At 36.1% G+C, this 23,136-nt stretch carries 24 protein-coding genes; 11 read left to right on the top strand and 13 right to left on the bottom strand.

Translation table 11 applies throughout. The annotated features are described in order from the left end of the window. Positions 1–33: 33 nt before the first annotated feature. The 6 genes from NBX25_RS02325 to rplU form a co-directional block, all read right to left on the bottom strand. Positions 34–174, bottom strand: coding sequence for a hypothetical protein (locus NBX25_RS02325; protein WP_250252675.1), 141 nt, complete (start codon positions 172–174; stop codon positions 34–36). A 52-nt stretch (positions 175–226) separates the two neighbouring features. Then, positions 227–394 carry a bacteriocin-like protein gene (locus NBX25_RS02320; RefSeq protein WP_164464429.1) on the bottom strand — a complete coding sequence of 56 codons (168 nt, stop codon included), beginning with the start codon at positions 392–394 and terminating at the stop codon, positions 227–229. 129 nt (positions 395–523) lie between these two features. Beyond that, positions 524–688: a bacteriocin-like protein gene (locus NBX25_RS24860; protein WP_410493973.1), complete on the bottom strand. Its 165-nt coding sequence runs from the start codon at positions 686–688 to the stop codon at positions 524–526. Positions 689–729: 41 nt separating this feature from the next. Continuing rightward, a complete protein-coding gene (locus tag NBX25_RS02315) occupies positions 730–891 on the bottom strand; it encodes a bacteriocin-like protein (protein WP_141395633.1) in 162 nt (53 codons plus the stop codon). Positions 892–1,088: 197 nt separating this feature from the next. Then, entirely contained in the window at positions 1,089–1,346 is a 258-nt protein-coding gene (gene rpmA, locus NBX25_RS02310) for a 50S ribosomal protein L27 (protein ID WP_123858271.1), read from the bottom strand. A 12-nt stretch (positions 1,347–1,358) separates the two neighbouring features. Then, positions 1,359–1,934 (bottom strand): 50S ribosomal protein L21, encoded by a 576-nt coding sequence (gene rplU, locus NBX25_RS02305; RefSeq protein ID WP_123909653.1) that lies wholly within the window; start codon positions 1,932–1,934, stop codon positions 1,359–1,361. A 183-nt stretch (positions 1,935–2,117) separates the two neighbouring features. On the opposite strand from rplU, the gene NBX25_RS02300 reads away from it, so the two are divergent. Both NBX25_RS02300 and NBX25_RS02295 read left to right on the top strand, forming a co-directional pair. After that, positions 2,118–3,005: a neutral zinc metallopeptidase gene (locus tag NBX25_RS02300; RefSeq protein ID WP_123909652.1), complete on the top strand. Its 888-nt coding sequence runs from the start codon at positions 2,118–2,120 to the stop codon at positions 3,003–3,005. Positions 3,006–3,122: 117 nt separating this feature from the next. Beyond that, positions 3,123–4,217: an acyltransferase family protein gene (locus NBX25_RS02295; RefSeq protein WP_250252674.1), complete on the top strand. Its 1,095-nt coding sequence runs from the start codon at positions 3,123–3,125 to the stop codon at positions 4,215–4,217. On the opposite strand, the gene NBX25_RS02290 is transcribed toward NBX25_RS02295, so the two are convergent. Beyond that, positions 4,207–5,394, bottom strand: a complete 1,188-nt coding sequence (locus tag NBX25_RS02290) for a porin (protein WP_250252673.1) — start codon at positions 5,392–5,394, stop codon at positions 4,207–4,209. The two genes, NBX25_RS02295 and NBX25_RS02290, sit on opposite strands and share 11 nt — an antisense overlap. A gap of 197 nt (positions 5,395–5,591) precedes the next feature. Between NBX25_RS02290 and NBX25_RS02285 the strand changes: the two genes are divergently transcribed. From NBX25_RS02285 to NBX25_RS02260, 6 genes are all read left to right on the top strand, one after another. Then, the gene (locus NBX25_RS02285) at positions 5,592–6,170 is read left to right on the top strand and encodes a MiaE family protein (protein WP_123909650.1); all 579 of its coding nucleotides are present in this window, start codon (positions 5,592–5,594) and stop codon (positions 6,168–6,170) included. A 25-nt stretch (positions 6,171–6,195) separates the two neighbouring features. Continuing rightward, entirely contained in the window at positions 6,196–6,813 is a 618-nt protein-coding gene (locus tag NBX25_RS02280) for a DUF502 domain-containing protein (protein ID WP_123858277.1), read from the top strand. Between the two features lie 91 nt (positions 6,814–6,904). Continuing rightward, positions 6,905–8,281, top strand: coding sequence for a tryptophanase TnaA (gene tnaA / locus NBX25_RS02275; protein WP_123858278.1), 1,377 nt, complete (start codon positions 6,905–6,907; stop codon positions 8,279–8,281). A gap of 245 nt (positions 8,282–8,526) precedes the next feature. Then, on the top strand, positions 8,527–9,603 hold the full coding sequence (locus NBX25_RS02270; RefSeq protein WP_250252672.1) for an FAD-dependent monooxygenase: 1,077 nt from the start codon (positions 8,527–8,529) through the stop codon (positions 9,601–9,603). Positions 9,604–9,608: 5 nt separating this feature from the next. Next, positions 9,609–10,766 (top strand): pyridoxal phosphate-dependent aminotransferase, encoded by a 1,158-nt coding sequence (locus tag NBX25_RS02265; protein WP_250252671.1) that lies wholly within the window; start codon positions 9,609–9,611, stop codon positions 10,764–10,766. Positions 10,767–10,928: 162 nt separating this feature from the next. Further along, entirely contained in the window at positions 10,929–13,373 is a 2,445-nt protein-coding gene (locus tag NBX25_RS02260; protein WP_250252670.1) for a TonB-dependent receptor plug domain-containing protein, read from the top strand. Between the two features lie 110 nt (positions 13,374–13,483). Here the strand turns inward: NBX25_RS02260 and NBX25_RS02255 are convergent, their stop codons facing one another. Further along, complete coding sequence (locus tag NBX25_RS02255) at positions 13,484–14,701, bottom strand: PQQ-dependent sugar dehydrogenase (protein ID WP_250252669.1); 1,218 nt, start codon at positions 14,699–14,701, stop codon at positions 13,484–13,486. A gap of 186 nt (positions 14,702–14,887) precedes the next feature. Between NBX25_RS02255 and uvrB the strand changes: the two genes are divergently transcribed. Then, positions 14,888–16,879 (top strand): excinuclease ABC subunit UvrB, encoded by a 1,992-nt coding sequence (uvrB, locus tag NBX25_RS02250; protein WP_123909644.1) that lies wholly within the window; start codon positions 14,888–14,890, stop codon positions 16,877–16,879. A gap of 69 nt (positions 16,880–16,948) precedes the next feature. Here uvrB and NBX25_RS02245 read toward each other — a convergent pair whose 3' ends face one another. The 4 genes from NBX25_RS02245 to NBX25_RS02230 form a co-directional block, all read right to left on the bottom strand. After that, complete coding sequence (locus tag NBX25_RS02245; protein WP_123860621.1) at positions 16,949–17,176, bottom strand: DUF3820 family protein; 228 nt, start codon at positions 17,174–17,176, stop codon at positions 16,949–16,951. A gap of 25 nt (positions 17,177–17,201) precedes the next feature. Then, the gene (locus tag NBX25_RS02240) at positions 17,202–18,269 is read right to left on the bottom strand and encodes an AI-2E family transporter (RefSeq protein ID WP_250252668.1); all 1,068 of its coding nucleotides are present in this window, start codon (positions 18,267–18,269) and stop codon (positions 17,202–17,204) included. 17 nt (positions 18,270–18,286) lie between these two features. Further along, a complete protein-coding gene (locus tag NBX25_RS02235) occupies positions 18,287–19,024 on the bottom strand; it encodes a beta-carotene 15,15'-monooxygenase (protein WP_123909642.1) in 738 nt (245 codons plus the stop codon). A gap of 73 nt (positions 19,025–19,097) precedes the next feature. Then, entirely contained in the window at positions 19,098–19,823 is a 726-nt protein-coding gene (locus NBX25_RS02230) for a hypothetical protein (RefSeq protein ID WP_123909641.1), read from the bottom strand. Between the two features lie 44 nt (positions 19,824–19,867). Here NBX25_RS02230 and NBX25_RS02225 point away from each other — a divergent pair, with 44 nt between their 5' ends. Continuing rightward, positions 19,868–20,845, top strand: a complete 978-nt coding sequence (locus NBX25_RS02225; protein WP_123909640.1) for an aminodeoxychorismate synthase component I — start codon at positions 19,868–19,870, stop codon at positions 20,843–20,845. After that, entirely contained in the window at positions 20,829–21,455 is a 627-nt protein-coding gene (locus NBX25_RS02220) for an aminotransferase class IV (RefSeq protein ID WP_250252667.1), read from the top strand. Before NBX25_RS02225 ends, NBX25_RS02220 begins: the two co-directional genes overlap by 17 nt. Here the strand turns inward: NBX25_RS02220 and menD are convergent. Then, positions 21,452–23,128, bottom strand: a complete 1,677-nt coding sequence (gene menD, locus NBX25_RS02215; protein WP_123909638.1) for a 2-succinyl-5-enolpyruvyl-6-hydroxy-3-cyclohexene-1-carboxylic-acid synthase — start codon at positions 23,126–23,128, stop codon at positions 21,452–21,454. The two genes, NBX25_RS02220 and menD, sit on opposite strands and share 4 nt — an antisense overlap. Between the last annotated feature and the right edge of the window lie 8 nt (positions 23,129–23,136).

Here is a 23,136-nt window from a genome sequence, read left to right as displayed (position 1 = left end):
TTCGAAGCCGATTATTTTATTATTCTTTAAAAATTAACACTGGCAAGGCATAATTTCTTCTACTGCATTTGGGCAGTATTGTTGCTGCCAAGGAGTAAGCCCACACCATTGAGCACATGTTGTTGCCAAAAAATCAGGACACATATAGTCATTTCCTGCAATGATTGACTTCAATTGCTTCTTTGTAATTTTTTTATAATTTTTCACATCTATAGAATAATTTGCATTAGATACACTCACAAGGCTCTTCAAAGATATTACTCGGACAATGTAACTTTTGCCATGTAGTCCAACGGCACCATGCATTACAAGAACTTGCTACAGGAGGACAGTTTCCTGCCCCACCATTAATTACTTTCAGATTCTTTTTTGTTAATTTTTTCAGATTTTTCATAGTATTTAGTTTTAATTAATTATCTATTCTATATATTTTTTGATTTCTAGAACTCCTCTAGAATTTATTGAAGCAGATAAATTGAAAAACACTGCTTCTCAGAAACAATGCCTTCAGCTTTATTTTTATTTATTCATCGCAAGGCATACATAGCACTTCAAGTAAACAACGTTGTCTCTGCCGCGGTGTCCATCTGCACCAATTGAAACAATCATCTGTTACAGGAGGGCAATATTCTGAACCTCCGTTAATATTTTTCAGGCTCTTCTTTGTAAGTCTTTTTAAATTCTTCATAGGATTCTATGTCAATTTTCTGACTGTTTATATGAAATAGACTAGCAGTCGCAAGGCATATCAATAACCGCATTGGCACAATGAGCTTTTTGCCATGCACTCCATCCACACCATTCGCTGCACCATGAAGCTGGAATTGGACATCTCTCCCCTCCAGCAATTGTTTTCAGCTGTCTTTTTGATAATTTTTTTAAATTTTTCATAGTATTAGTTTTAATTTGTTACCTACTCTATAAGCTTTTCGGCTTCCGCATGTGATTTGTTATTTGATATACAGCAAATATATAAATATTTCACTGCCCGTAGATTATTTATAATAAATTTAACTTTTAGATAAGAAAAACAAAAAAAAAGCCTCAGCAAAAATGCTGAGGCTTTAATTTTTATAAAACGCTTACAATTATGCGTTTGGCTCTACAGATACGAAAGATCTGTTGTTTGCTTTCTTTCTGAAAACTACTTTACCATCTACTAATGCAAACAAAGTATGATCTTTACCGATTCCCACGTTATCACCTGGGTGGTGCTGAGTACCTCTTTGTCTAACAAGGATGTTTCCTGCAATAGCAGCCTGTCCTCCGAAAATCTTCACACCTAATCTTTTAGAGTGAGACTCTCTACCGTTCTTGGAACTACCGACTCCTTTCTTGTGTGCCATTTTATTACTGGATTATTTGTTAAGTGCTTTAAATTGATCGATATTCTTAATGATAGCAGCATCTACTTCTTCATGAGTAAGGATCTTCTTTTCTAATTCAACTTTAACTGCTTTACCTAAAGTAATTAAAGTTTCTCTGTTCTCTTTAGACTGAGACAAGTTGTTTTTCTTTAAGTGATAGTTCAACTCGTGATCTTCACTAAAGTTAACAGTTGCGTTGTCAGAAAGAACTTCAGACTTTACAGTTTCTTTTTTAGCTGCTTTTTTAGCTCCGCCTTCAAATCCTGTAATACCAGTGATTACGATTTGAGTTAAAGATTGTCTGTGACCGTTTTTAACTTTGTAACCTTTTCTTCTTTTCTTTTTGAAAACGATTACTTTATCAGCTTTTACGTGGTCTAGGATCTCTGCTTCCACAGTGATTCCGCTTACAGCTGGGGCGCCTACAGTGATTGCTCCGTTTACAGTAAGAAGAACTTTATCGAAAGAAACTTTTCCTCCTTTGTCTCCTTTTAAACGGTTCACAAACAACTTCTGGTCTTGCTCAACTTTGTATTGAAGCCCTGCTATTTCTACAATTGCAAACATTGTTTATAAATTTTTAGTTATTTCGAGGTGCAAATATACAAATAAAATTCTAATCACCTTACAATCAAAGCAATGTTTTTTATTGAAAAAATATATTCACTATGTTTTGAATAATTTTTACTACTAAAGTGCTCATACATAAAAGATAATTTCTTACCTTCGTTTTACCAACTAAATAATTATATGAAAAGAAACTTTAATCTCTGCTTTATAGCAGGCGCTATTGCTGCATCATTCCTGACAGCATGTAGTGATGACAAAATGGAAGAAGCTGCTCTTCCTCAACAGGAAAGCCTTAGTGCAAAAATTGAACAACCTGGAGCCGTTGAAAAAAATTGCTCTTATGTTGATAACAACTGGAGCTCCAATTCTGTTTTAATGACCGGACTTCAGAATGCCACAGACACCAATTTTATGAATGCTCAAATGACTAAAATTGCAAGTTTATGGGGAAGAAGCAATCCTACTCTGCGTTTTGTGAACGATGCATCCAATTTTAATTCAACGTATAATGCGATTTCCTATTCTACAGGAAAAATCTATTATGGATACGCCATCTATTATGATGCAAAAGCAAAAGGCGGTGATATTGTCAATGCGATGATTCTTGCTCATGAGTATGGACATCAGCTACAGTATATCTTTGGACTTCCTTCAGTCAATGAAAATACGGCAAGACCTAATGAGCTTGAAGCTGACGGTTTCGCAGGATATTATCTAAGAAGACCAAATGGTTATAACAAAACAAATTTCTCTGAAATTGCCGCTGCTTACGAATTTGCTCAAAGCATTGGAGATTATCAAACCAGTAGCCCAGGACACCATGGTACTCCTGCACAGAGAAGATCAGCTGTTCGTTTAGGTTTCCTTTTAGGACAGTATGACCTTAATGCATCCAACTTTGATTACAATTTCTTCTATTATTACCAGGGAGTTCTTAATGGAACTTACAAAATGGCTAAAAACAAGGTAAACCCAGAAATTGACGCCTACATGAGCCAATATATAGATGAATTAAGAAAAATTCAGTCCGGAGAAATTTCAGCGGAAGAATTTAAACATCTTCAATAAAGAAACATTCATTTTTAGCATATTTAAGAAAGGAGGCAGATCATCAGGTTCTGCCTCTTTTTATTTGATTTGAAAAATAACGGAAGTTTATTTACTTTTGACCCCATATCTATCATAATGAACAGAGATCTCTATATTGACTTCGCCAAAGGATTGGCTACCCTATCCATTATCTTTATCCATACAGCTTTCTGGTCGGGGCAGTTTTATATTCCTGCAGAAGTAAGGGTCTTTTCCCTTGTTTTTGATGTTGCTTTATTTTATGCATTAAGCGGAATCACTTCAGGAACTAATATTGAGAAAACGTTCTATAGATTGCTCAAATTACAGATCACTTATATGATCTTTGTGACTTTTCTGTTCTTTTTGGATTATTTCTTTAAGGTATTTGGTCTTTCATTCTTTTCTTTGGAGTGGCTGCAGAGTTTTTATTCAACATTTGGATCAAAATATTCCACAACCAGCATTTCAACCATCCCTCAATGGCAGAACCTGGGCAACTGGTATCTTCATCAATATACCAATGCTGATACTTTCCCAGTAGTAATGGGAAGCTTTTGGTATCTTAAAGTCTATTATATTCTTACCGTTTTAGGAGTATTAATCTTAAGATTTTTCCCAAATCATATCAATTGGTTCATTGGGCTTTGTATAGGCCTCACTTTATTATTCAACATCTTCCCGGAATATTACCCAACAGGACAGGTGGGCTATGTAGCCTTTTACATGACAGTATTCTTAATTGGAAACAGAATGCGTGGAAAAAAGATTCCCACTAAAATTGTTCCTGTTTTATATACCCTTGTAGCAGTAGCTTTAATATGGATGTTCTGGTATTACGGAAATGAAATTTTCTATAAGATCAATAAGAATAAATTTCCGCCACAGATTCCTTATATTATTTGGGCGCAGTTTTCATTAGTTACCTTATTCGTTCTTTATAAAAGATTAAAAGTCACTAAAGAAAATCTCATCACTTATATAGGTAAAAATGCTATCTTCTTCTATTTTGCACAGGGGATAAGCTCTTCCTTAATTTACTTTCTGGTGGTTCCTCTGAAAGAAAATATGCCTTGGTGGCTCTTGATGGTTATCATTTATATCATTAATATTATTCTAGCATTCGCTATTTCTGCAGGATTGAAAAAAGTAGATGCATTGGGATGGAATATTCTTGAATTTTTAAAAAAGAAAACAGCTGTTAAAGACTAATTTTCTTACTAAAGGTTCCTGAAAGATCAATTCTGAGACCCAAAGTGAAAACACTCTTTTCTCTTTCTCCTGCTGCTGTTTTTCCCATAGAAAATCTTTGTTCGCTATAAATTTGAGCAAATCTGAAGGGAGAATATGAAAGTCCTACAATAATATCATTCTTTTTGAATCCGGGATCCAGGTGATATTGTTCTGATATATCCTTTAGATCCGGAACGTAAAGATTATATCCTGCTAAAACCGAGAACTTCTGGAATTTATATTTCCCGAAGACTTCTACTCCTTTGGCATTGAAAACGGTTGTAAGAGGTAATGATCCCATCGCAGGATCAAGGTAAGAACCTTGAGAAAAATCTCCATTTTTCTGTACTACTCCAACAATACTAAAATCGATGATTGGTCCAATATATTTAGTTCCTAAAGAAAAATAAGTAGGTTGCCCTGTTAGCCCAATAATTCTTCCGGCATTGACAAGATCGTCACTAAGTAAAGCTCTGTTATAAGCAGCTCCTGCAAAAAAACCTTCTTTTATCTCATATTGAAGAGAAGCTCCGAATCCATCAATAAACTTAGCATTATTTCCTCCTCTGGCCTGAATCTGCCCACCAATATAGAATGGGCCGAAATGATTTCGATAAATAACTGCCTGATCTGCGCGCCCGGTTCCTGTTTCTCCACCATCCGTTCCTCCGATAAATGTGGCGGATGCCCGTGCTCCAAAAACATTAAACCGGTCTGTATAAGCAGTAACATCACGATAAACACTCCATTGTTTTCCGATGGTAAGGGTTCCGAATTTTCCGAAATCTAATCCTAAATACCCGAGACGGTTACCAAAAACCTGATGTTTTTGTGCTGACTCTACACTAAAAAAACCGCCTGACAAATTTCCGTCAACATTAAAGGAGGTACCTCCTTTAAACATATTCAACTGAATTTCGCCTCCTGCAATAAACCCAAAGTCACGTTTTTTAATATTTACTTCCAATCCAATTCTGGAAGCATTTTCCTGAAGTTCCAACTTATTATCATATGCCGCCAAATGTCCGCGAAGGCTTGCATAGGGCTTGAACAAGATTTCAAGTGAATCTTTTGTCTCCTGCGCCTGCATGTTTCCTACCCCTATAAAAAGTAATAAATATCCTATTGACAAACAGAACGGTCTCCTTATATTCATTCGAATGATTATCTGATTATTAGTTTCGTTACTAGATAGAAATTTAAGAAAAAATATAATAATCCAAGAGCTTTGCCATTTATAAATACGGCATAAAACAAGCGCCTCGTTAAACAAAACCTAACAGAATATAAATTCTACCTCATCAAAAGTACCGAATATGCCTAATTTGTTTTAAATTTACAAAAATTTAAAACATGTTTAAGTTGAAACTCCCAACCGATCCAAGGTGGGCAAACATTGCGGAAGGAAACATCGAAGAAATTTTAACGGATCATGCATGGTGCGAACAAAAAGCGGCTACCAATGCCATTGGTCTGATCACAATGCTTCCTGAATATCCGGAGATCGTGACAGAACTTCTTGCTATTGCCCAGGAAGAGCTGGATCATTTCAATCAGGTTCATGAGATCATTAAAAAGCGCGGGTATCAATTTGGAAGAGCCAGAAAGGATGATTATGTAAATGAACTTGCCAAATTTATCATCCAAGGAAGCAGAGAGGATCTTATTGTAGACAAAATGCTTTTTGCAGCCATGATTGAAGCCAGAAGCTGTGAAAGATTTAAGGTTCTTACTGAAAATATCAAAGATGAAGAACTTAAAGTCTTCTACAGAGAGCTTATGATCTCTGAAGCCAACCATTATACAACTTTCATTGCATTTGCAAGACAGCTTGGAGATCCTGAAAAGGTAAATGAACGATGGGAAGCCTGGCTGGAATATGAAGCCAATATCATTAAATCCTACGGAAATAAAGAAACCATTCACGGTTAAAAATATAAACAGTAAAGAATAAACGTTGAAGAAACCAAGCTTTGAAAGTATTGCCAATCTATTCCTGAAAAACTTTTTTCAGGGGCTGGTTATCATTGGACCAATCGGACTTACAATTTTTGTAATTTGGTATATTGTAAGCGCAATAGACAATCTTGTTCCTTCACTTGCAAAACAGGTTCCGGGGCTTGTTTTCGTTTCAATCATATTACTTACTGCTATTTTAGGCTATCTTGGAAATAAATTTGTGGTGGGAAAATTCTTTTTTGACACCATGGATAGCTTACTGGAAAAAACACCGGGAGTAAAACATATTTACACTCCTACCAAGGACGTCATGTCCTCTTTTGTGGGTGACAAGAAAAAATTCAACGATCCTGTATGGGTAAAAACGAATGAAAATCCGGAAATCTGGAGAATCGGCTTTTTAACTCAAAAAGAAATGTCGGACGTTGACAAGCATAATTACGTTGCGGTATATTTACCCCATTCTTATGCCATTTCGGGCTGGGTAATTGTTACTGAAGAAAAAAACATCAAACCTGTAGTAGGAATGACTGCTGCTTCTGCTATGAAGTTTGCAGTAAGTGGCGGTGTTGCCGGGTTCCATTCTGATGAGAATATATTTAAAGCACCGGAATAATACCTATTCTTCTTTAGATGTACATTGATGAATTTGAAAAATATTTTCAAACACATTTTCTTTTACACACAATTTAAAAACATACCAACCCATGAATTTACCGTACGCGGAACCTTTCCGCATTAAAATGGTGGAAGAAATCCACCAATCCACAAGAGCTGAAAGAGAACAATGGCTTAAAGAAGCAAATTACAATCTCTTCAATCTAAAATCTTCACATGTTTATATCGATCTTTTAACAGATTCCGGAACCGGAGCAATGTCTGACAAACAATGGGCTGCATTGATGACTGGAGATGAAAGCTATGCAGGGTCCCGTTCTTTTGAGCAGCTGCAGAATACTGTTGAAAAAATTACCGGATTCAAATACTTATTACCTACTCACCAAGGAAGAGCTGCTGAAAATGTACTATTCTCCGTTTTGGTGAAAGAAGGTGATGTAGTTCCCGGAAATTCTCATTTCGATACGACAAAAGGACATATTGAGTTCAGAAAAGCACATGCCATCGACTGTACGATTGATGAAGCTTTTGATATCAATGACCTTCATCCTTTTAAAGGAAATATCAACCTTGAAAAACTTGAAGAAGTTTATAAAAGCAATCCTAAGGAAAATATCCCTTTCTGTCTGATTACAATTACCTGTAATTCTTCCGGAGGGCAGCCTGTCTCTCTGGAAAATATGAAAGCAGTAAAAGCTCTTTCCGACCAATACGGTATTCCGGTATTTTTTGATTCCGCAAGATTTGCAGAGAATGCATACTTCATTAAGAAAAGAGAGCAAGGGCAGGAAAACAGAAGCATCAAAGAGATCTGTAAAGAAATTTTCTCTTATGGTGAAGGAATGACAATGAGTTCTAAAAAAGACGGGCTCGTAAATATTGGAGGTTTTATCGCTTTAAATAACGAAGAAATCTTCAGAAAAGCATCAAATTTCACTATCATCTATGAAGGGTTCATTACTTATGGAGGAATGGCTGGAAGAGACATGGCAGCTTTGGCGGTAGGTCTTAATGAGGCTACAGAGTTTGCTTATCTCGAAAGCAGAATTTCTCAGGTTGAATATCTTGGAAACAAACTTATTGAGTATGGAATTCCGGTTCAGAAACCCATCGGAGGACATGCTGTTTTCATTGATTCTTTAAATTTCCTTCCTAATGTTTCCCGAGAGGAATATCCGGCCCAGACTTTAGGTCTTGAGATCTATAAAGAAGCTGGAATCAGAACTGTAGAAATCGGAACTTTATTGGCAGACAGAGATCCTGAAACGAGGCAAAACCGTTATCCAAAACTGGAATTGGTACGTCTTGCGATCCCTAGAAGAACTTATACCAACAATCATATGGACTATATTGCTGCCGCAATAAAGAACGTATATGAAAGACGTGAAGAAATCGCGAAAGGGTATAAAATTACATGGGAGCCTGAAATATTAAGACATTTTACTGTGCAGCTTGAAAAAGCATAAATATAAAAACAAGCCGGAATTGATTTCCGGCTTTTTTATATTGTTCAATTATTCCACAAATACCTTTCTCAAAATCTCACTTATAGATCTTTATATTTTTACTCTTTTCATCTAATTTCTCAAAAACCAAGAATCAATTTAATTCATTTTTTAAAAATAATGAATGATTTTAATTTACTTTTGTACCATAAAAACAGACCGAAAAGTATTTAAACACCAACCTGAAAAAAACCATTATTCCGAACATGAACAAAATTGCTGTCGTGGGCGCTGGTATTTCCGGCTTAAGCATGGCGAATTATCTTGAAAAATATAACATTGATTACCATATTTATGAAAGAAGAAAAAAAGAAGATCTGGCAGGTCATGGCTTTCTTATCCCACAGGAAGGCATTGAGTATCTAACCCAGATTATAGATCCTGCTCTTCTTTTTAAACACGGAAGCTTTCTGAAAAAATATATACAATATTCCCATACAGGAAAAAAATTGGCAGAAAAGGACCTCAACAATGTATTTGCCATTTCAAGACATTCACTCATCCAGCTTCTGTCAGAAAACATCTCTCCTGAGAAAATAACATATAATGCCACAGTAATTCCTTCTGATACAGAAAAAGGAAAACTGAAGCATTCTGATGGAGCAGCTATAGATGCTGAAATAGCAATTGTTTCTGACGGTTCCAGAAGCAGAATCAGAAGAAATCTTTTTAAGGATGAAAAAATGAGACAGGTAAGAGAAAATGAGGTGGTTAATATTATTAAAAATCAAGACATCGCAGCTTCTATTGAAAATGATTTCATGAAATTCCATCACGATCAGGGTGGACTTACTTTTGGAATTCTTAAGCTTTCTCATGATACCATTCTTTGGTACTCTCAGTTTGACAATGAAAAATATAAAGTCAATGAACACACGGCAGAGAATCTGAAAAAGTATATGCTTGAACTTTTTGCAGACTGGCATCCTTTAGTATCCTCCATTATACAACAATCTAACTATGAAAATGTACATTTATGGTGCGTCTACGAACTGGAAGAACTTAATCCTTTCTATAAAGATAACATTGTATTCATCGGAGATGCAGCCCATCCGCTTATCCCTTTTACCAGTCAGGGAGTAACCTCAGCATTGAAAGATTCTCATACACTGACTAAATATTTAGTTGAAGAACACTCTATTAGAGAAGCTTTCCGCAAATATGAAATGGAAAGGAAGCCTGAAATAGAAATCCACATCAATAATGGCAGAATATTATTGAACCAGTTTCTTCTCCCGACAGACCAACACACAGACAATATTTTACCCATATCTTACAAATAAAAAAAATGTTCACCAATAACGATATCAATTTTGAAGCTTTAAAAAGAAAAGCCTATAACGGAAGATGGGCCACCCTGGAAGAAGGAATTATCCCTTTAACAGCTGCTGATCCGGATTTTAGAACGGCTCCTGAAATAGAACAGGGAATCATTGATTATATAAAGGACGGCTATCTGAGCTATGGCCCGTTTTCCGGACTTCCTGAATTTAAGAAAAGTGTGGCCGATCATTTTAATCAGGAAAAGCATGGTAACTTTACTTCTGAGAATGTACTTGCTGTTAATAGCGCTGCACAGGGAATGTTCCTGATCGCTAAATATGTTTTACAACCTGGTGATGAAGCCATCATTCTGGATCCTGTAGATTTTTTATTTAAAAAATCTGTAGAAACGGCTGGTGGAATCGTAAGGCTGTGCCCGGTAAATACCCAAACCGGTGAAATTGATTTTGAGAAACTGGTTTCTTTAATTAATCCTCATACTCAACTGATAAGCATCTGTAATCCGCACAATCCACTTGGCAAGGTATATTCCAAGGAAGTATTAAAGAAGGTTTCAGAGATTGCTTCAGCTCATGATTTATGGGTAATGAGTGATGAAATATGGAGTGATATTACTTATGATAACAGGGATTTTCACACCTACTCATCTGTTTCTGAAGAAGCCAAAAGAAAAAGTTTTACTGTATATGGATTCTCAAAGTCATTTGGAATTGCAGGATTGAGAATTGGAGCTGTTCTATGTAATGATCAGGAAGTTCTTGAAGATTTTACAGAAAAATCCAATTTCAACTCTACGATAGAAGGTGTTTCTACTCTATCACAGATTGCAGGAAGTGTGGCATTGGAAAAGGCCAAACCTTGGTATAAAGAGTTTTTAAATCACTTAGAACAAAATAGAAATCTGGCTTTCCAGCTTCTGAATGGATCAGGACTTGTAACCCCTAATCTTCCCGAAGCTACTTTTGTATTATTTCCGAAGATTGAAAATGGAATGTCCAGCGATCAGTTTGCCCAACATGTTTTACAACATGGAAAAGTAGCCATTGTTCCAGGTTCGGAAAGATGGTTTGGAAAAGGAGCTGAAGGGCACATCAGAATATGCTTTTCTACTTCCAAAGAAATTCTGGAAGAAGGTATTAACAGAATCATTACCAGCTTTTAATGTTGAAAATTTTAATTAAATCAAATATTTTAATTATTATTTTACTTTCATTTAACATAAACAAGATTAAATTAAGACATTCATAACAAATATTTAATTTAAGTATTGATTTACAAATAAATATTGATAATTTTGAGTTAACCATCACTCAAAATTATCAATATGAAGATAAAATACATAAGCGTCATTTTTCTTACGGCATCTTCACTATCTTATGCTCAGCAGGTAAAAGATACCCTGACAAAAGAATCTAAAATAGATGAAGTAGCTATTACCGGAAGCCGAAACAAAAAAAGAACGGTCATTAATACTCCTGTTCCTATTGATGTTATCGATATCAAACAGGTAAGCCAGGCGACGGGCCAGGTAGAAGTAAACCAACTTTTACAGTTCTCTGCCCCTTCCTTTAATTCTAATAAACAATCCGGATCGGATGGTGCCGACGCAGTAGATCCGGCTACATTAAGAGGGCTCGGCCCGGATCAGACTCTTTTACTCCTTAATGGAAAAAGATACCATCAATCTTCCCTGATTAATCTTTTTGGAACCAAAGGAAGAGGAAATACGGGATACGATATGAATACCATTCCTATCGGAGCAATTAAACGGGTTGAAGTGCTGCGTGACGGGGCTTCAGCTCAATATGGTTCGGATGCGATCGCCGGAGTCATTAATGTTATCCTTAATGATCGGGATAAAGGTTTTGAAGGAAATGCTTTTTATGGAATGAACCTTTTTAAAAGTCCGGGAAATAATGATGTCATTTCCGATCATAAAGTTGATGGAATTACATTTGATTTCAGCGGAAACCTGGGAACGAAAATAGGCAACAAGGGAGGTTTTGGTAACTTCACTGCTGAATTTATCAACAAAGACTACGCAATCAGAAATGCTAATCCTGAAATCTACAATGATCCTCCAGCTCCAAGACAACGCTTTGGAGATGCAAAAGCTCAAAATGTATATTTCTTTGGAAATATTGAGCTTCCTTTAACTGATGGGCTAAAGTTCTATTCCCGCCAGGGCTTTTCACACAGAAATACCAAAGCTTATGCATGGACAAGAACAGCGGATGATGATAAAAATATCCCTTCGATATATCCAAATGGATTCAATCCTATTGAAAATACAAGTATTACAGATTTTACCTTTGATAATGGGTTAAAATTCAAAGTTGCCAATTGGGATGTTGACTTTTATAATGCGTTTGGAAATAACAGATTTACTTATCAAATCGACCAAACCCTCAATGCAAGTCTGGGGGCAAAATCCCCCACCAGCTTTAATGCAGGAGGGCATTCGCTTTTACAAAATACAACAGGTTTTAACGCCGTTAGGCAATTTAAAGTTTTGAAAGGTCTGAATATTGCGTTTGGATCTGAATTTAGATATGAAAAATTTAATATTATAAAAGGTGAAGAAGCTTCATATGCGATGTATGATATTAATGGAAATGTTGTAACCGCTGACACGCCGAAGAATTTATGGGTAGAAGTGCCGGGTTCTGATCCTGTGCGCTATCGCCCAGGAGGTTCACAAGGATTTCCCGGTTACTCAATTGATTTAGGTAAAAGCAGAAATAATTTTGCTGCCTATCTTGATACGGAACTTGACATAACAGATAAATGGATGGTCAGTGTGGCAGGAAGATTTGAGAATTACAATGACTTTGGAAGTACATTAAATGGTAAATTTGCCACCCGCTATGCCATTACCCCGCAGTTTGCTTTTCGAGGATCTGTTTCCACTGGTTTCAGAGCCCCTTCTTTAGCTCAGAAATATTACAGTCAGCAATTTACCAACTTCCAAGGGGGTGAGTTAGTGACAATTCAATTGGCTTCAAATGACAGTGATCTTGCTAATAAACTTGGAATAGAGCAACTCAAGCAAGAAACTTCAGTAAATGGAAGTGCAGGATTTACATTCAATACCGGAAAATTTACAGCAACAGTTGATGGATACTATATCAGTGTAAAAAACAGAATCGTTTTGACAGGCTATTTTCCAAGAGAAGAGCTTCCTACAGAACTTCAACAACTCTATCCTTTTATAGATCAGGTTCAATTTTTTTCCAATGCCATAGATACCAAAACTAAAGGTATCGATGTCATATTAAGCTATAGCGAAAATCTGGGATCAGGAAAATTAACGGCTACTTTAGCAGGAAATTATAATGATATGGAAATCACCAGAGTAAATACTTCTGAACAGCTGAAGGGAAAAGAAGATACTTACCTAAGCCCAAGAGAAAGAGCTTTTATTCTTGCTTCTGCTCCAAAAACAAAAGTTAATTTAAACCTCAACTATAAGATCAGTAAATTCAATGTAAATCTTCAAATGGTAAGATTTGATAAAGTAACACTAATTGGATATGATGATTCAGAACAGGTATACAATCCCAAAGTAACCACTGATATCTCTTTTGGGTATGAATTTTCAAATAATCTCAATCTTACTCTGGGAAGCAAAAACATATTCAACAGGTACCCAACTTTGCAAAGTGCACACGTTAGTGATGGGAATACAGAAGCCGGTGGAATTTTTGATCCGGTACAGATGGGATTCGCAGGAAGGCAGGTTTTTGCCCGACTTAATTTTAAATTTTAATAAAGGTAGGAATTGGAAAAGGGAGCAGAAAGTTCCTATTTGACAATTATTGACTGATAATTATTTAACAAAAAAAGAGCCGGGTTGCACATCTTCAACCCGGCTTTTTCTTATTTCTTTGAAATTCTATAAAGTTTTCCACTATCTGTGACGGCGTAGAGGTTTCCATCCATTCCGTCCAGTACATCTCTGAATCGTTCACTTTGGCCTGCAAGAAGGCGTTCCTCTCCTACCACTTTATTATCTTTCATCACAATCCTGTTAATATGCTCACCACTCAGGCATCCAATGAAAAGGTTTCCTTTCCATTCTTCTATATTTCCGGTATAGAAAGTAACTCCGCTTGGAGAAATTACCGGATCCCAATAATAAACAGGTTGTTCAGTACCTTCTTTCTGGGTAATACCCTTTCCTACTTTAGCCCCGGAATATTCAATCCCATAGGTTACATCTCCCCATCCATAATTTTTTCCTGGCTGAATAAGATTAATTTCATCACCTCCTCTTGGGCCCATTTCCACATCCCAAAGGTTTCCATTTGGGTCAATAGCTAAACCTTGAGGATTACGGACTCCATAAGCATAAATTTCAGGTTTATATCCTTGCTTTCCTATAAATGGATTTCCTGGAGCTGGCAATCCGTCTTTGGTGATCTTAATGATCTTTCCTAAATAATTATCTGTTTTCTGAGCATAGACCCTTGTTTCTTTATCAGATCTTTCTCCGGTACTAACAAATAAATTTCCATCTTTATCAAAAACAAGCCTACTTCCATAGTGTTTATCTCCATCATAAGAAGGTTCTGCGCGGAAAATCACTTTTACATCTGAAATTGATTTAAAATCCTCTGATAATTTTCCTTTTGCTACAGAGGTAAGGTTTCCTTTTCCAAATGGCTCTGAAAAACTAAAATAAATAGTAGAATTGGCTTTAAAATCAGGATCCAATGCTACATCAAGCATTCCCCCTTGTCCTTTAGAGTCTACCTTTGGAAAGCCTTCTATCTTGGAGACCTGTTTTCCATCTTTTGATACAACATTCATAGATCCTCGTTTATCTGTGATGAGGAACCTTCCATCCGGTAAATTAATAATTCCCCATGGCTTCCCAAGGTCTTTATTCAATATCTCCACATTGTAAGCGGTATTTGTTTTTACGGCCTTTATCCGTGTTTGTCCTTTAAATGCAGGCTGATATTCAGAATTGGGTTTTTCTGTCTCTACGCTCCCTTCATTTCCGGTTTGTTGGGCATGTGCATTATTCTTTTTACACGAAGATAAAGTCAGAAAAAGACTAAGCATTGGAATATAAAATTGATTGATTTTCATACTATTATGATTAGGTGTTCGAAAATGAATGGAAAAATAATGCCATAAAATAGCTTATTCAAACTTTAAGACAACAACTATAATACATAGTGTGAACAAAAAGAACTAATGTGGAAAATATTCATCATCAAAACTTTATCACGCCTAATAATTTCTTTCGTATTTTTGTTCTATACATTCTTTCTTATGGATTTCAAGCTTCAATCAGAATACAAACCCACCGGGGATCAGCCCCAAGCCATTGATAAATTAACTGCAGGAATAGAGATTGGTGAAAAGTACCAGACTCTTCTTGGGGTAACAGGATCCGGGAAAACCTTTACGGTTGCTAATCTTGTTCAAAATGTTCAACGTCCTACCCTCGTTCTTGCCCATAATAAAACCCTGGCAGCCCAGCTTTTCATGGAGTTTAAAGAATTCTTTCCTGAAAATGCAGTGGAGTACTTTGTCAGTTACTATGACTACTATCAGCCGGAAGCTTATATTGCCACAACCGGAACTTATATTGAAAAAGACCTGAGTATCAATGAAGAAGTTGAAAAATTACGTCTTTCTGCTACAGCAAGCCTTCTTTCGGGGAGAAGAGATGTTCTTATCGTAGCTTCCGTTTCATGCATTTACGGTATTGGGAACCCAACGGAATTTCATAAATCTTTAATTTCCATTGCTATTGGTGAAAAAGTTACGAGAACAGCACTCCTTCATTCTTTAGTGAATGCATTATATGCCAGAACATTAAATGAGTTTCAAAGAGGAACGTTTCGTGTAAAAGGAGATGTCATTGATGTTTTCCCTGCTTATACAGATAATGCGATCAGAATCCAGTTTTTTGGGGATGAAATTGAAAAAATTCAAAGTTTTGATCCTGTTAGCGGAAATGTAGAGGATAATTTTGACCAAATTCAGATCTATCCGGCGAACCTTTTTGTTACATCAAAAGAAACACTAAATGGAGCGATCAAAGATATTCAGGATGACATGGTAAAACAGGTAGATTTCTTCAGCTCTATAGGAAAACCATTAGAAGCCAAAAGACTTCAGGAAAGAACAGAACTGGATCTGGAAATGATCAAGGAGCTTGGATATTGTTCAGGGATAGAAAACTATTCCCGATATCTTGACGGCAGACTTCCGGGAACAAGACCTTTCTGCCTGATTGATTATTTCCCTAAGGATTTCTTAATGGTTATTGATGAAAGCCATGTAACAGTTCCACAGGTTCATGCAATGTATGGTGGTGACCGAAGCAGAAAAGAAGCATTAGTAGAATATGGATTCAGGCTTCCTGCAGCGATGGATAACAGGCCTTTAAAGTTTGAAGAATTTGAAGCCATTCAGAATCAGGTAGTCTATGTTTCTGCAACTCCAGCGGATTATGAACTGGAAAAAACAGGAGGGGCTTATATTGAACAGATTATCCGCCCTACCGGACTTCTTGATCCTATTATTGAAGTAAGACCAAGCTTGAATCAGATTGATGATTTAATGGAAGAAATACAGAAAAGAGCTGATGCTGATGAAAGAGTTCTGGTGACCACCTTAACCAAAAAAATGGCGGAAGAGCTCACCAAATACTTCACCAAATTCGGGATCAGGACAAGATATATTCATTCCGATGTTGAAACGCTGGAACGTATCCAGATTATGCAGGACTTACGGTTAGGGCTTTTTGATGTTTTGATTGGGGTCAACTTATTAAGAGAAGGTTTGGATTTACCGGAAGTTTCATTAGTTGCTATTTTAGATGCTGATAAGGAAGGAATGCTGAGAAGCAGAAGATCCATGATTCAGACCGTGGGGCGTGCTGCAAGAAATATCAACGGAAAAGCCATTATGTATGCTGATAAGATCACCAAATCTATGCAGGCAACGTTGGATGAAACCGAATACCGCCGTGCAAAACAGATGAAGTACAATGAAGATAACGGCATGGTACCCAAAGCACTGAATAAAAAAATATCTGAAAATCTTGTGGGTAGAAGCAAAGATTTTCCAGATGAAAAATATACCCAAAAAGAAATTCTTCAAAAGGTTGCTGAAGTTAAAGCTACTTACGCCAGTGATGAAGTTGAAAAGATTATTGAACAGAAGCAAAAAGAAATGGAAGCGGCAGCTAAAAATCTCGATTTTATTAAAGCGGCTAAGCTGAGAGATGAAATTGCAGCTTTAAAGGCTTAGAATAATTCATAAAAAAAATCGGCGGCTTCTTCGAAGCCGCCGATTTTATATCATAAAACAGAACTTTCTTTATAATCCGTTTCTTACGGAAGCTCTGATCGGAGCTAACAGATCCATCAAACCATTTAATTTAATTTCATAAACAGTTGACAACTGCATGCCCAATTTACCTTTAGGCATTCCATTTTTATTGAACCATTCCAGATAACTTATCGGAAGATCAATCAAGACTGTTCCTTCATATTTGCCAAATGGCATTTTAAAAACACAGATTTCTTTTAATATTTCCGGATTTATTCCCTCCACTTTTTATATAATTAAATCAATTTATTACTTCATTCTGATTGGGTAACTCCAGATCAGGAGGCGCATTCTCATCAGCAAATTCATTTCTGTATACCTGTATCAAAAGAAGGGTAAATGAGATCAGAATAGGGCCAAAAATAAGTCCCATAAAGCCAAACAGGTTCATTCCCATGATAATTCCAAATACCGTATTCAGAGGATGGATATTTTCGAGTTTCTTTAAAAGTGTAAAACGAAGCAGATTATCTGTAAGCCCTACTACCACTACACAATAAATTGCAAGACCAAGCCCTTGTGCGGTGTCTCCTTCTGCAATCATAAATATACAGACCGGTACATACACAATAGCCGTTCCTACAACCGGAATAACAGAAGAAGCTGCAGTCAGAGCAAATAATAACACAGCTCCCGGAGCTCCAAAAATCAGATATCCGATAAGTGATACGATTCCCTGCCCAATAGCAACTACAGGAATACCAATTGCATTGGCCATGATGAGTTTCCTTAGTTTCTCGCCCAGCAATGAAACGTTTGATCGTTTTAAAGGCGCCGAATTCGTTAGAATTCTCTCAAACAATCTCGGCTTTTCCAACATAAAATACAGGATAAAGTACATGGACATTATTACTGTCAGGGTATTGAATGTCCCACTCAATGCTGAGGTAGAAAATTTCCCTACAAAGCTTTTCAGCTTATCCATATTTTCCTGACTCAAAATATCAAAACCTGTTTTGGTTTGGATATAAGAATGTATTTTATCCAAAAATACATTGAATTTGTCCATATAAACCTGTGCATTTCCTAATTTATCAATAATGAGATCTGCAATGAAATAAATAGGCAGGATCAGCACGATAAGGCTTGCAAACATTAATGCAAAAGCTGCAAGAGAAGGTTTCCACTTTTTTTCTTCCTGAAGATAGAAATTATACTTTCTGCAAACCACATAAATGGTAATAGCCCCTAAAACTGATGGAATAAACAAGGCAAGATTAAAGCAGACTAAACCTGCCAACACCAAAATAATGGCGAGCAAAGACATCTGCTTTATGGCAACACTGCTTATTTGATTGTCTTTATTCATCAATTTTTATTTTATTTTTATTGTTTTGTATACATGATTTGTCTCGGCTTTCCAACAAAAGCACAATAAGCAGAGTACATTACGACCATAATGAATGGCGCCGTTAAAATAAACCCGATTCCACATAAAATAATACCTGCCAGTGAGATTAAAAGCCCAAGGAAACTTACTCCTAATAGTGTTCCGTAATTCTCTTTTGCAATATTGAATGACTTACTTAAAGCATCAATAGCTGAAGAGTTTTCAAATAATAAGATAGGATATCCTAATAAAAGAAATGGATAAATAAAAATAAACGGAAGAAAGCAAAGCGTCAATGCAACAGAAGAAATAATCCCTGAAAGGAAGCTATAGATCAATATATTTACAAAATTCTGGCGGTATCCAATGAAAAGGTCAGAGAATTCAATCGGATTTTTGGTATTAAATTTATTCACCATATAGATCAAACCTACATACAGCGGAGTCAATAACAGTAAAAAAAGACTGGAAAACGTCATATACATTGAGAACCCAGGAGTTTCCCAATATCTGAAATTCCCATAATCACCCGAAGTTTTCATTTCTTCCATGATGGCTGCAGAATTGAAACCGGTAAGACTTTGGATAACAATCCCTCCAACGATATAAATTATCATGGCAACAATAGCGTACCCAAAAACACCTTTATACATTTCAAAGGCATGTGAAATGATTGATCCCGTTTCCCTACTGGGAACAGAACCTTGCTGATCAAATTCGTTAAATTCAGACATAGTTTAAATATTTTAATGATTTTATCAAATTTAACTTTTTTTGATAAAAAAACACATTAAACCTAACTGAATTTTAGCTTTTCTCCGAAAATATTGTTTTATATAAAGAATAAATCATAGCATTCCAGAAAGGAAACGTGAAAAGTCCTCCAATTAAAAACAAACTGAACCCCAGGTATTTAAACAGAACAGCAACGAAGACACACACCATGATTTCTACAAAATACATTTTAAGAGCTTTAAAATTTAAAGAAATGGCTTCGAATATCCTTTTATTGGTAAAAAACATCAATGGAGCTACAAATACCGTCACTGCTACCCAAATAATGGCCAAAAGAATCGTAGGAACTGTAAACCTATAAATCATAAACCAGAAAAGATAATATCCCAGATATTTAAAAAAGTTAATTCCGTTATACCCTACAAACAAATCTCCCAGTTCAATTTTTTCGTTAAGATCCAGTTTTCTGAAGATCTGGAACATTCCCAGATTCAGAGGATATAGAAATGCTGTAGTTGCCCAGATGGCAAGAGTAAACATCTGATAGTTTTCGGTAGCACTTAATTGTCCTATCTTTTCCATATAGGCCTTTGTTCCTTCTTTCAAAGCTTCCGTAAGCACCTGATTCTGCTCCCATATTCCATACCTGTCTCCGAAGAAGAAAAGAGAGGTAAGAAAGATTCCAAAAAATATCATTGAAAACATCAACTGAAAAACCAGTGTTTTATTCCAATAGAAAAAAGCCTGCTTCAATATAAAATCAATTCCCGGTTTCTGAGGATATTTACTCTGCATCATAAAAATTTTATGCAAAAGTAAACATCAATAAGTATTTTTGCCGAATGTTTTCAGTGAATCATCAAAAATTTATGGAAATGGACGAGCTTTCCCTTCAGAAGGTTCCCTATTTCTTTGTGATCGATTTCCTTTCAGAGAAGGTGGAAATCTATAAAGAAAATGAGATCGAAAAATCAGGGTTATTAATTGATTTTCAAATGTTTTCAACCACAAAACAGAAACAAGCGCTTGATAAAAAAGTAGAATGGAAATTCTTTCCGGAGACCCTGGAAAGCTTTAAAACAGGATTTGATAAAGTTCAGAAAAATATTCGTCTTGGGAATTCCTATCTGGTAAATTATACCCGAAAAACTGAAATTGAGACCAATTTAAGCCTTAAAGAAATTTTTTATCACTCCGAGGCAAAGTACAAGGTTTTTTATAAAGATTTTTTTGTATTTTTTTCTCCTGAAACTTTCGTAAAGATTATTGACGGAAAAATTTTGACTTATCCTATGAAAGGCACTATTGATGCCTCCATAGAAAATGCGGCAGAAATCTTAAAGAATGACCCGAAGGAAAAAGCTGAGCATTATACGGTGGTAGATTTGCTCCGTAATGATCTAAGCATGGTAGCAGATAATGTACGTGTAGATCAGTTTCAGCATATTGACTTCCTCAAAACACGGCAGAAAGATTTATATGCCATGAGTTCGGAAATTTCAGGAATATTAAAACCTGAATTTGACGGAAAATTAGGAAGTATTATGCAAAAATTGCTTCCTGCAGGATCTATTTTAGGTGCCCCAAAACCTAAAACGCTGGAAATAATCCTGGAGGCAGAAGGCTATGACCGAGGATATTACACGGGAGTTTGTGGCTGGTTCGACGGTGAAAATGTCGACAGCTGTGTAATGATACGTTTTATTGAAAAAGAGGACAATAAGCTCTATTTCAAAAGCGGAGGCGGTATAACGCACATGAGTAAATTAGAAGACGAATATCAGGAAATGAAAAATAAAATCTATGTCCCAATTCATTGAAAGCATTAAGGTAGAAGATCAGGAGATTTTTCTATTAGAACTCCATCAAAAACGTGTTAATCAAACATTCTCTCATTTTGGAAAAGAGGGTTCTATTGATCTGGCCAAAATCTACAAAAATCTGGAGCATGATGAAGACGGGCTTTTCAAGCTAAGAATTTCCTATGATCTTGACAAAAGAATTCGCACTCAGATGATTCCTTACGCGATCCCTGAAATTCAGGATTTCCAACTGGTAGAAAACAATAGTTTCGATTACTCATTCAAATTTGAAGACCGCAAAGAATTAGATAAAATGAAGATGAAATCCAAAGCGGAGGAAATCATCATTGTGAAAAATAACCATATCACCGATACTTCTTTTTCCAACCTTTTATTTTTAAAGGGTAAAGACTGGTTTACTCCAAACTCTTATCTTTTGAATGGAGTACAAAGACAACATCTTTTGAAAAATAAGAAAATAAAAGAGGCTGAAATTACTCTACAAAATATAAAGCAGTTCAGCCACTTTCAACTCATCAATGCTTTAAACGACTTTGATGATATGTTTATCTATCCTATTGACAGAATTATGAATCTGCCAGGAAATGAAGAATATCTTGATCTTTAGTTTTCTTTCATGAAATTAAAGTAAGCTTTCTGAATGTCAGCACTGTTTTTCCCATAAGTATTTACTTCCAGGATTTTTGGTTGTGCATCAGGTTTGAAGAAGTTCTCCAACACTCTGTCCAACGTCAGTTCATCTTCCACCTTAATGTAAGAGAAGCCGAAATGCTTGGCTAAATGCTCAGCATTTTTACGGTGTTTGGTGGCAATAAATTCGTCTAACGTATTCGGGTTGGCATTTCCAGGTCCCGGAATAATCTTGAAAATATTCCCTTCTCCGTTGTTGAAGATCATAATTCTTACAAAAGGAGGAATATACTGGTTCCAAAGACCATTGATATCATAAAAGAAGCTTAAATCACCGGTAATCAACAAAGTTGGATTGGCATTTTTAATGGCAAATCCCATTGCAGTGGATGTTGAACCATCAATTCCGCTGGTTCCTCTGTTGCAGTACATTTTTCTTTTGCCAAAATCGAACAACTGTGCATATCTGATCCCGGATGAATTGCTGAAATGAATATTATAGTTTTCAGGAACAGTTTGTGCTGCTTTATTAAAGAAATAAAAATCTGAAAATTCTACCGTATTTAAAAATTGCTGGTGCTTGGCATCTTTTTTATCTCTCAAAACATCCCACAAATTAAAATAAGGCCTTGGCTCCAGGTTAATGAACTTTAATAATTTGGAAAAGAATATCTCAGGTTTTACCTCTATTTTCTCTGTCAATGAGAAATATGTATCCGGCTGCCAAACTTCATCCAGATGCCAGTGTTGCTTTGGCCTTGCGCTTCTCAGAAACTGTTTTACTTTTTTGGAAACCACATTCTGTCCTATCGTAATTAACAGGTCCGGAGCATAGGTTTTATAATCTTCTTCTGTAAAATTGAAGATATAGCGGTCTATATGTCTGAAAAACTTCTCATGATACAAATTGGAATTTGCTTCGCTGAGTACAACTACAGAATGGTTTTTAACCAGTTGTGTCAACTGATTTTCCAATTCTGGGCTGTAATCTCTTGTTCCCACTAACAACATAATCCTCTGAGACGTATGCCAATCTGCAATCAGGTTGGATGGGATCTCATACTCTTTATGCTTGATTGTTTTTTCAACCGTCGGAAAAGTTGGAAGCTCTGATACCAGTTCATATAATGGCTCTTCCAAAGGAATATTGATATGTACCGGTCCTTGCTTTTCAAAGCAAAGCTCGATAGCCTTTTTAATTGTATCAAAATTAATATCTTCCGCATTCTCCTTACTGTCTTCCAGTAACTGAAAATCTCCGTAAGAATGCTGATGAAAAACATCCTTCTGCCTGATCGTCTGCCCATCAAAAATATCAATAAAATCTGTTGGCCGGTCGGCTGTCAGTACCAAAAGGGGAATGTTCTGGTAAAAAGCTTCCGTAACCGCCGGATAATAATTGACTACTGCAGATCCACTGGTACAGGTAATTGCTACTGGTTTTTTCTCACTTTTAGCCATCCCCATTGCTACGAAAGCAGCACTTCTTTCGTCTACAATACTGTAACAATTAAAGCTGTCTATTTCTGAAAAATGAATCGCCAAAGGAGCATTCCTTGATCCCGGTGAAATTACAATGTCTGCAATTCCGTACTGCTGAAGAAGATGTGCAAGTATTTGGATACTTCTCTTAGAAGAATATTTTTTCATACAGCAAA

Origin of the sequence: Chryseobacterium sp. Marseille-Q3244 (assembly GCF_940807095.1) — a bacterium.
In the GTDB taxonomy this organism is placed as follows: domain Bacteria; phylum Bacteroidota; class Bacteroidia; order Flavobacteriales; family Weeksellaceae; genus Chryseobacterium.
The sequence above is the reverse complement of the archived record's forward strand: the minus strand, read 5'-3'. Positions and strand labels throughout refer to the sequence as shown.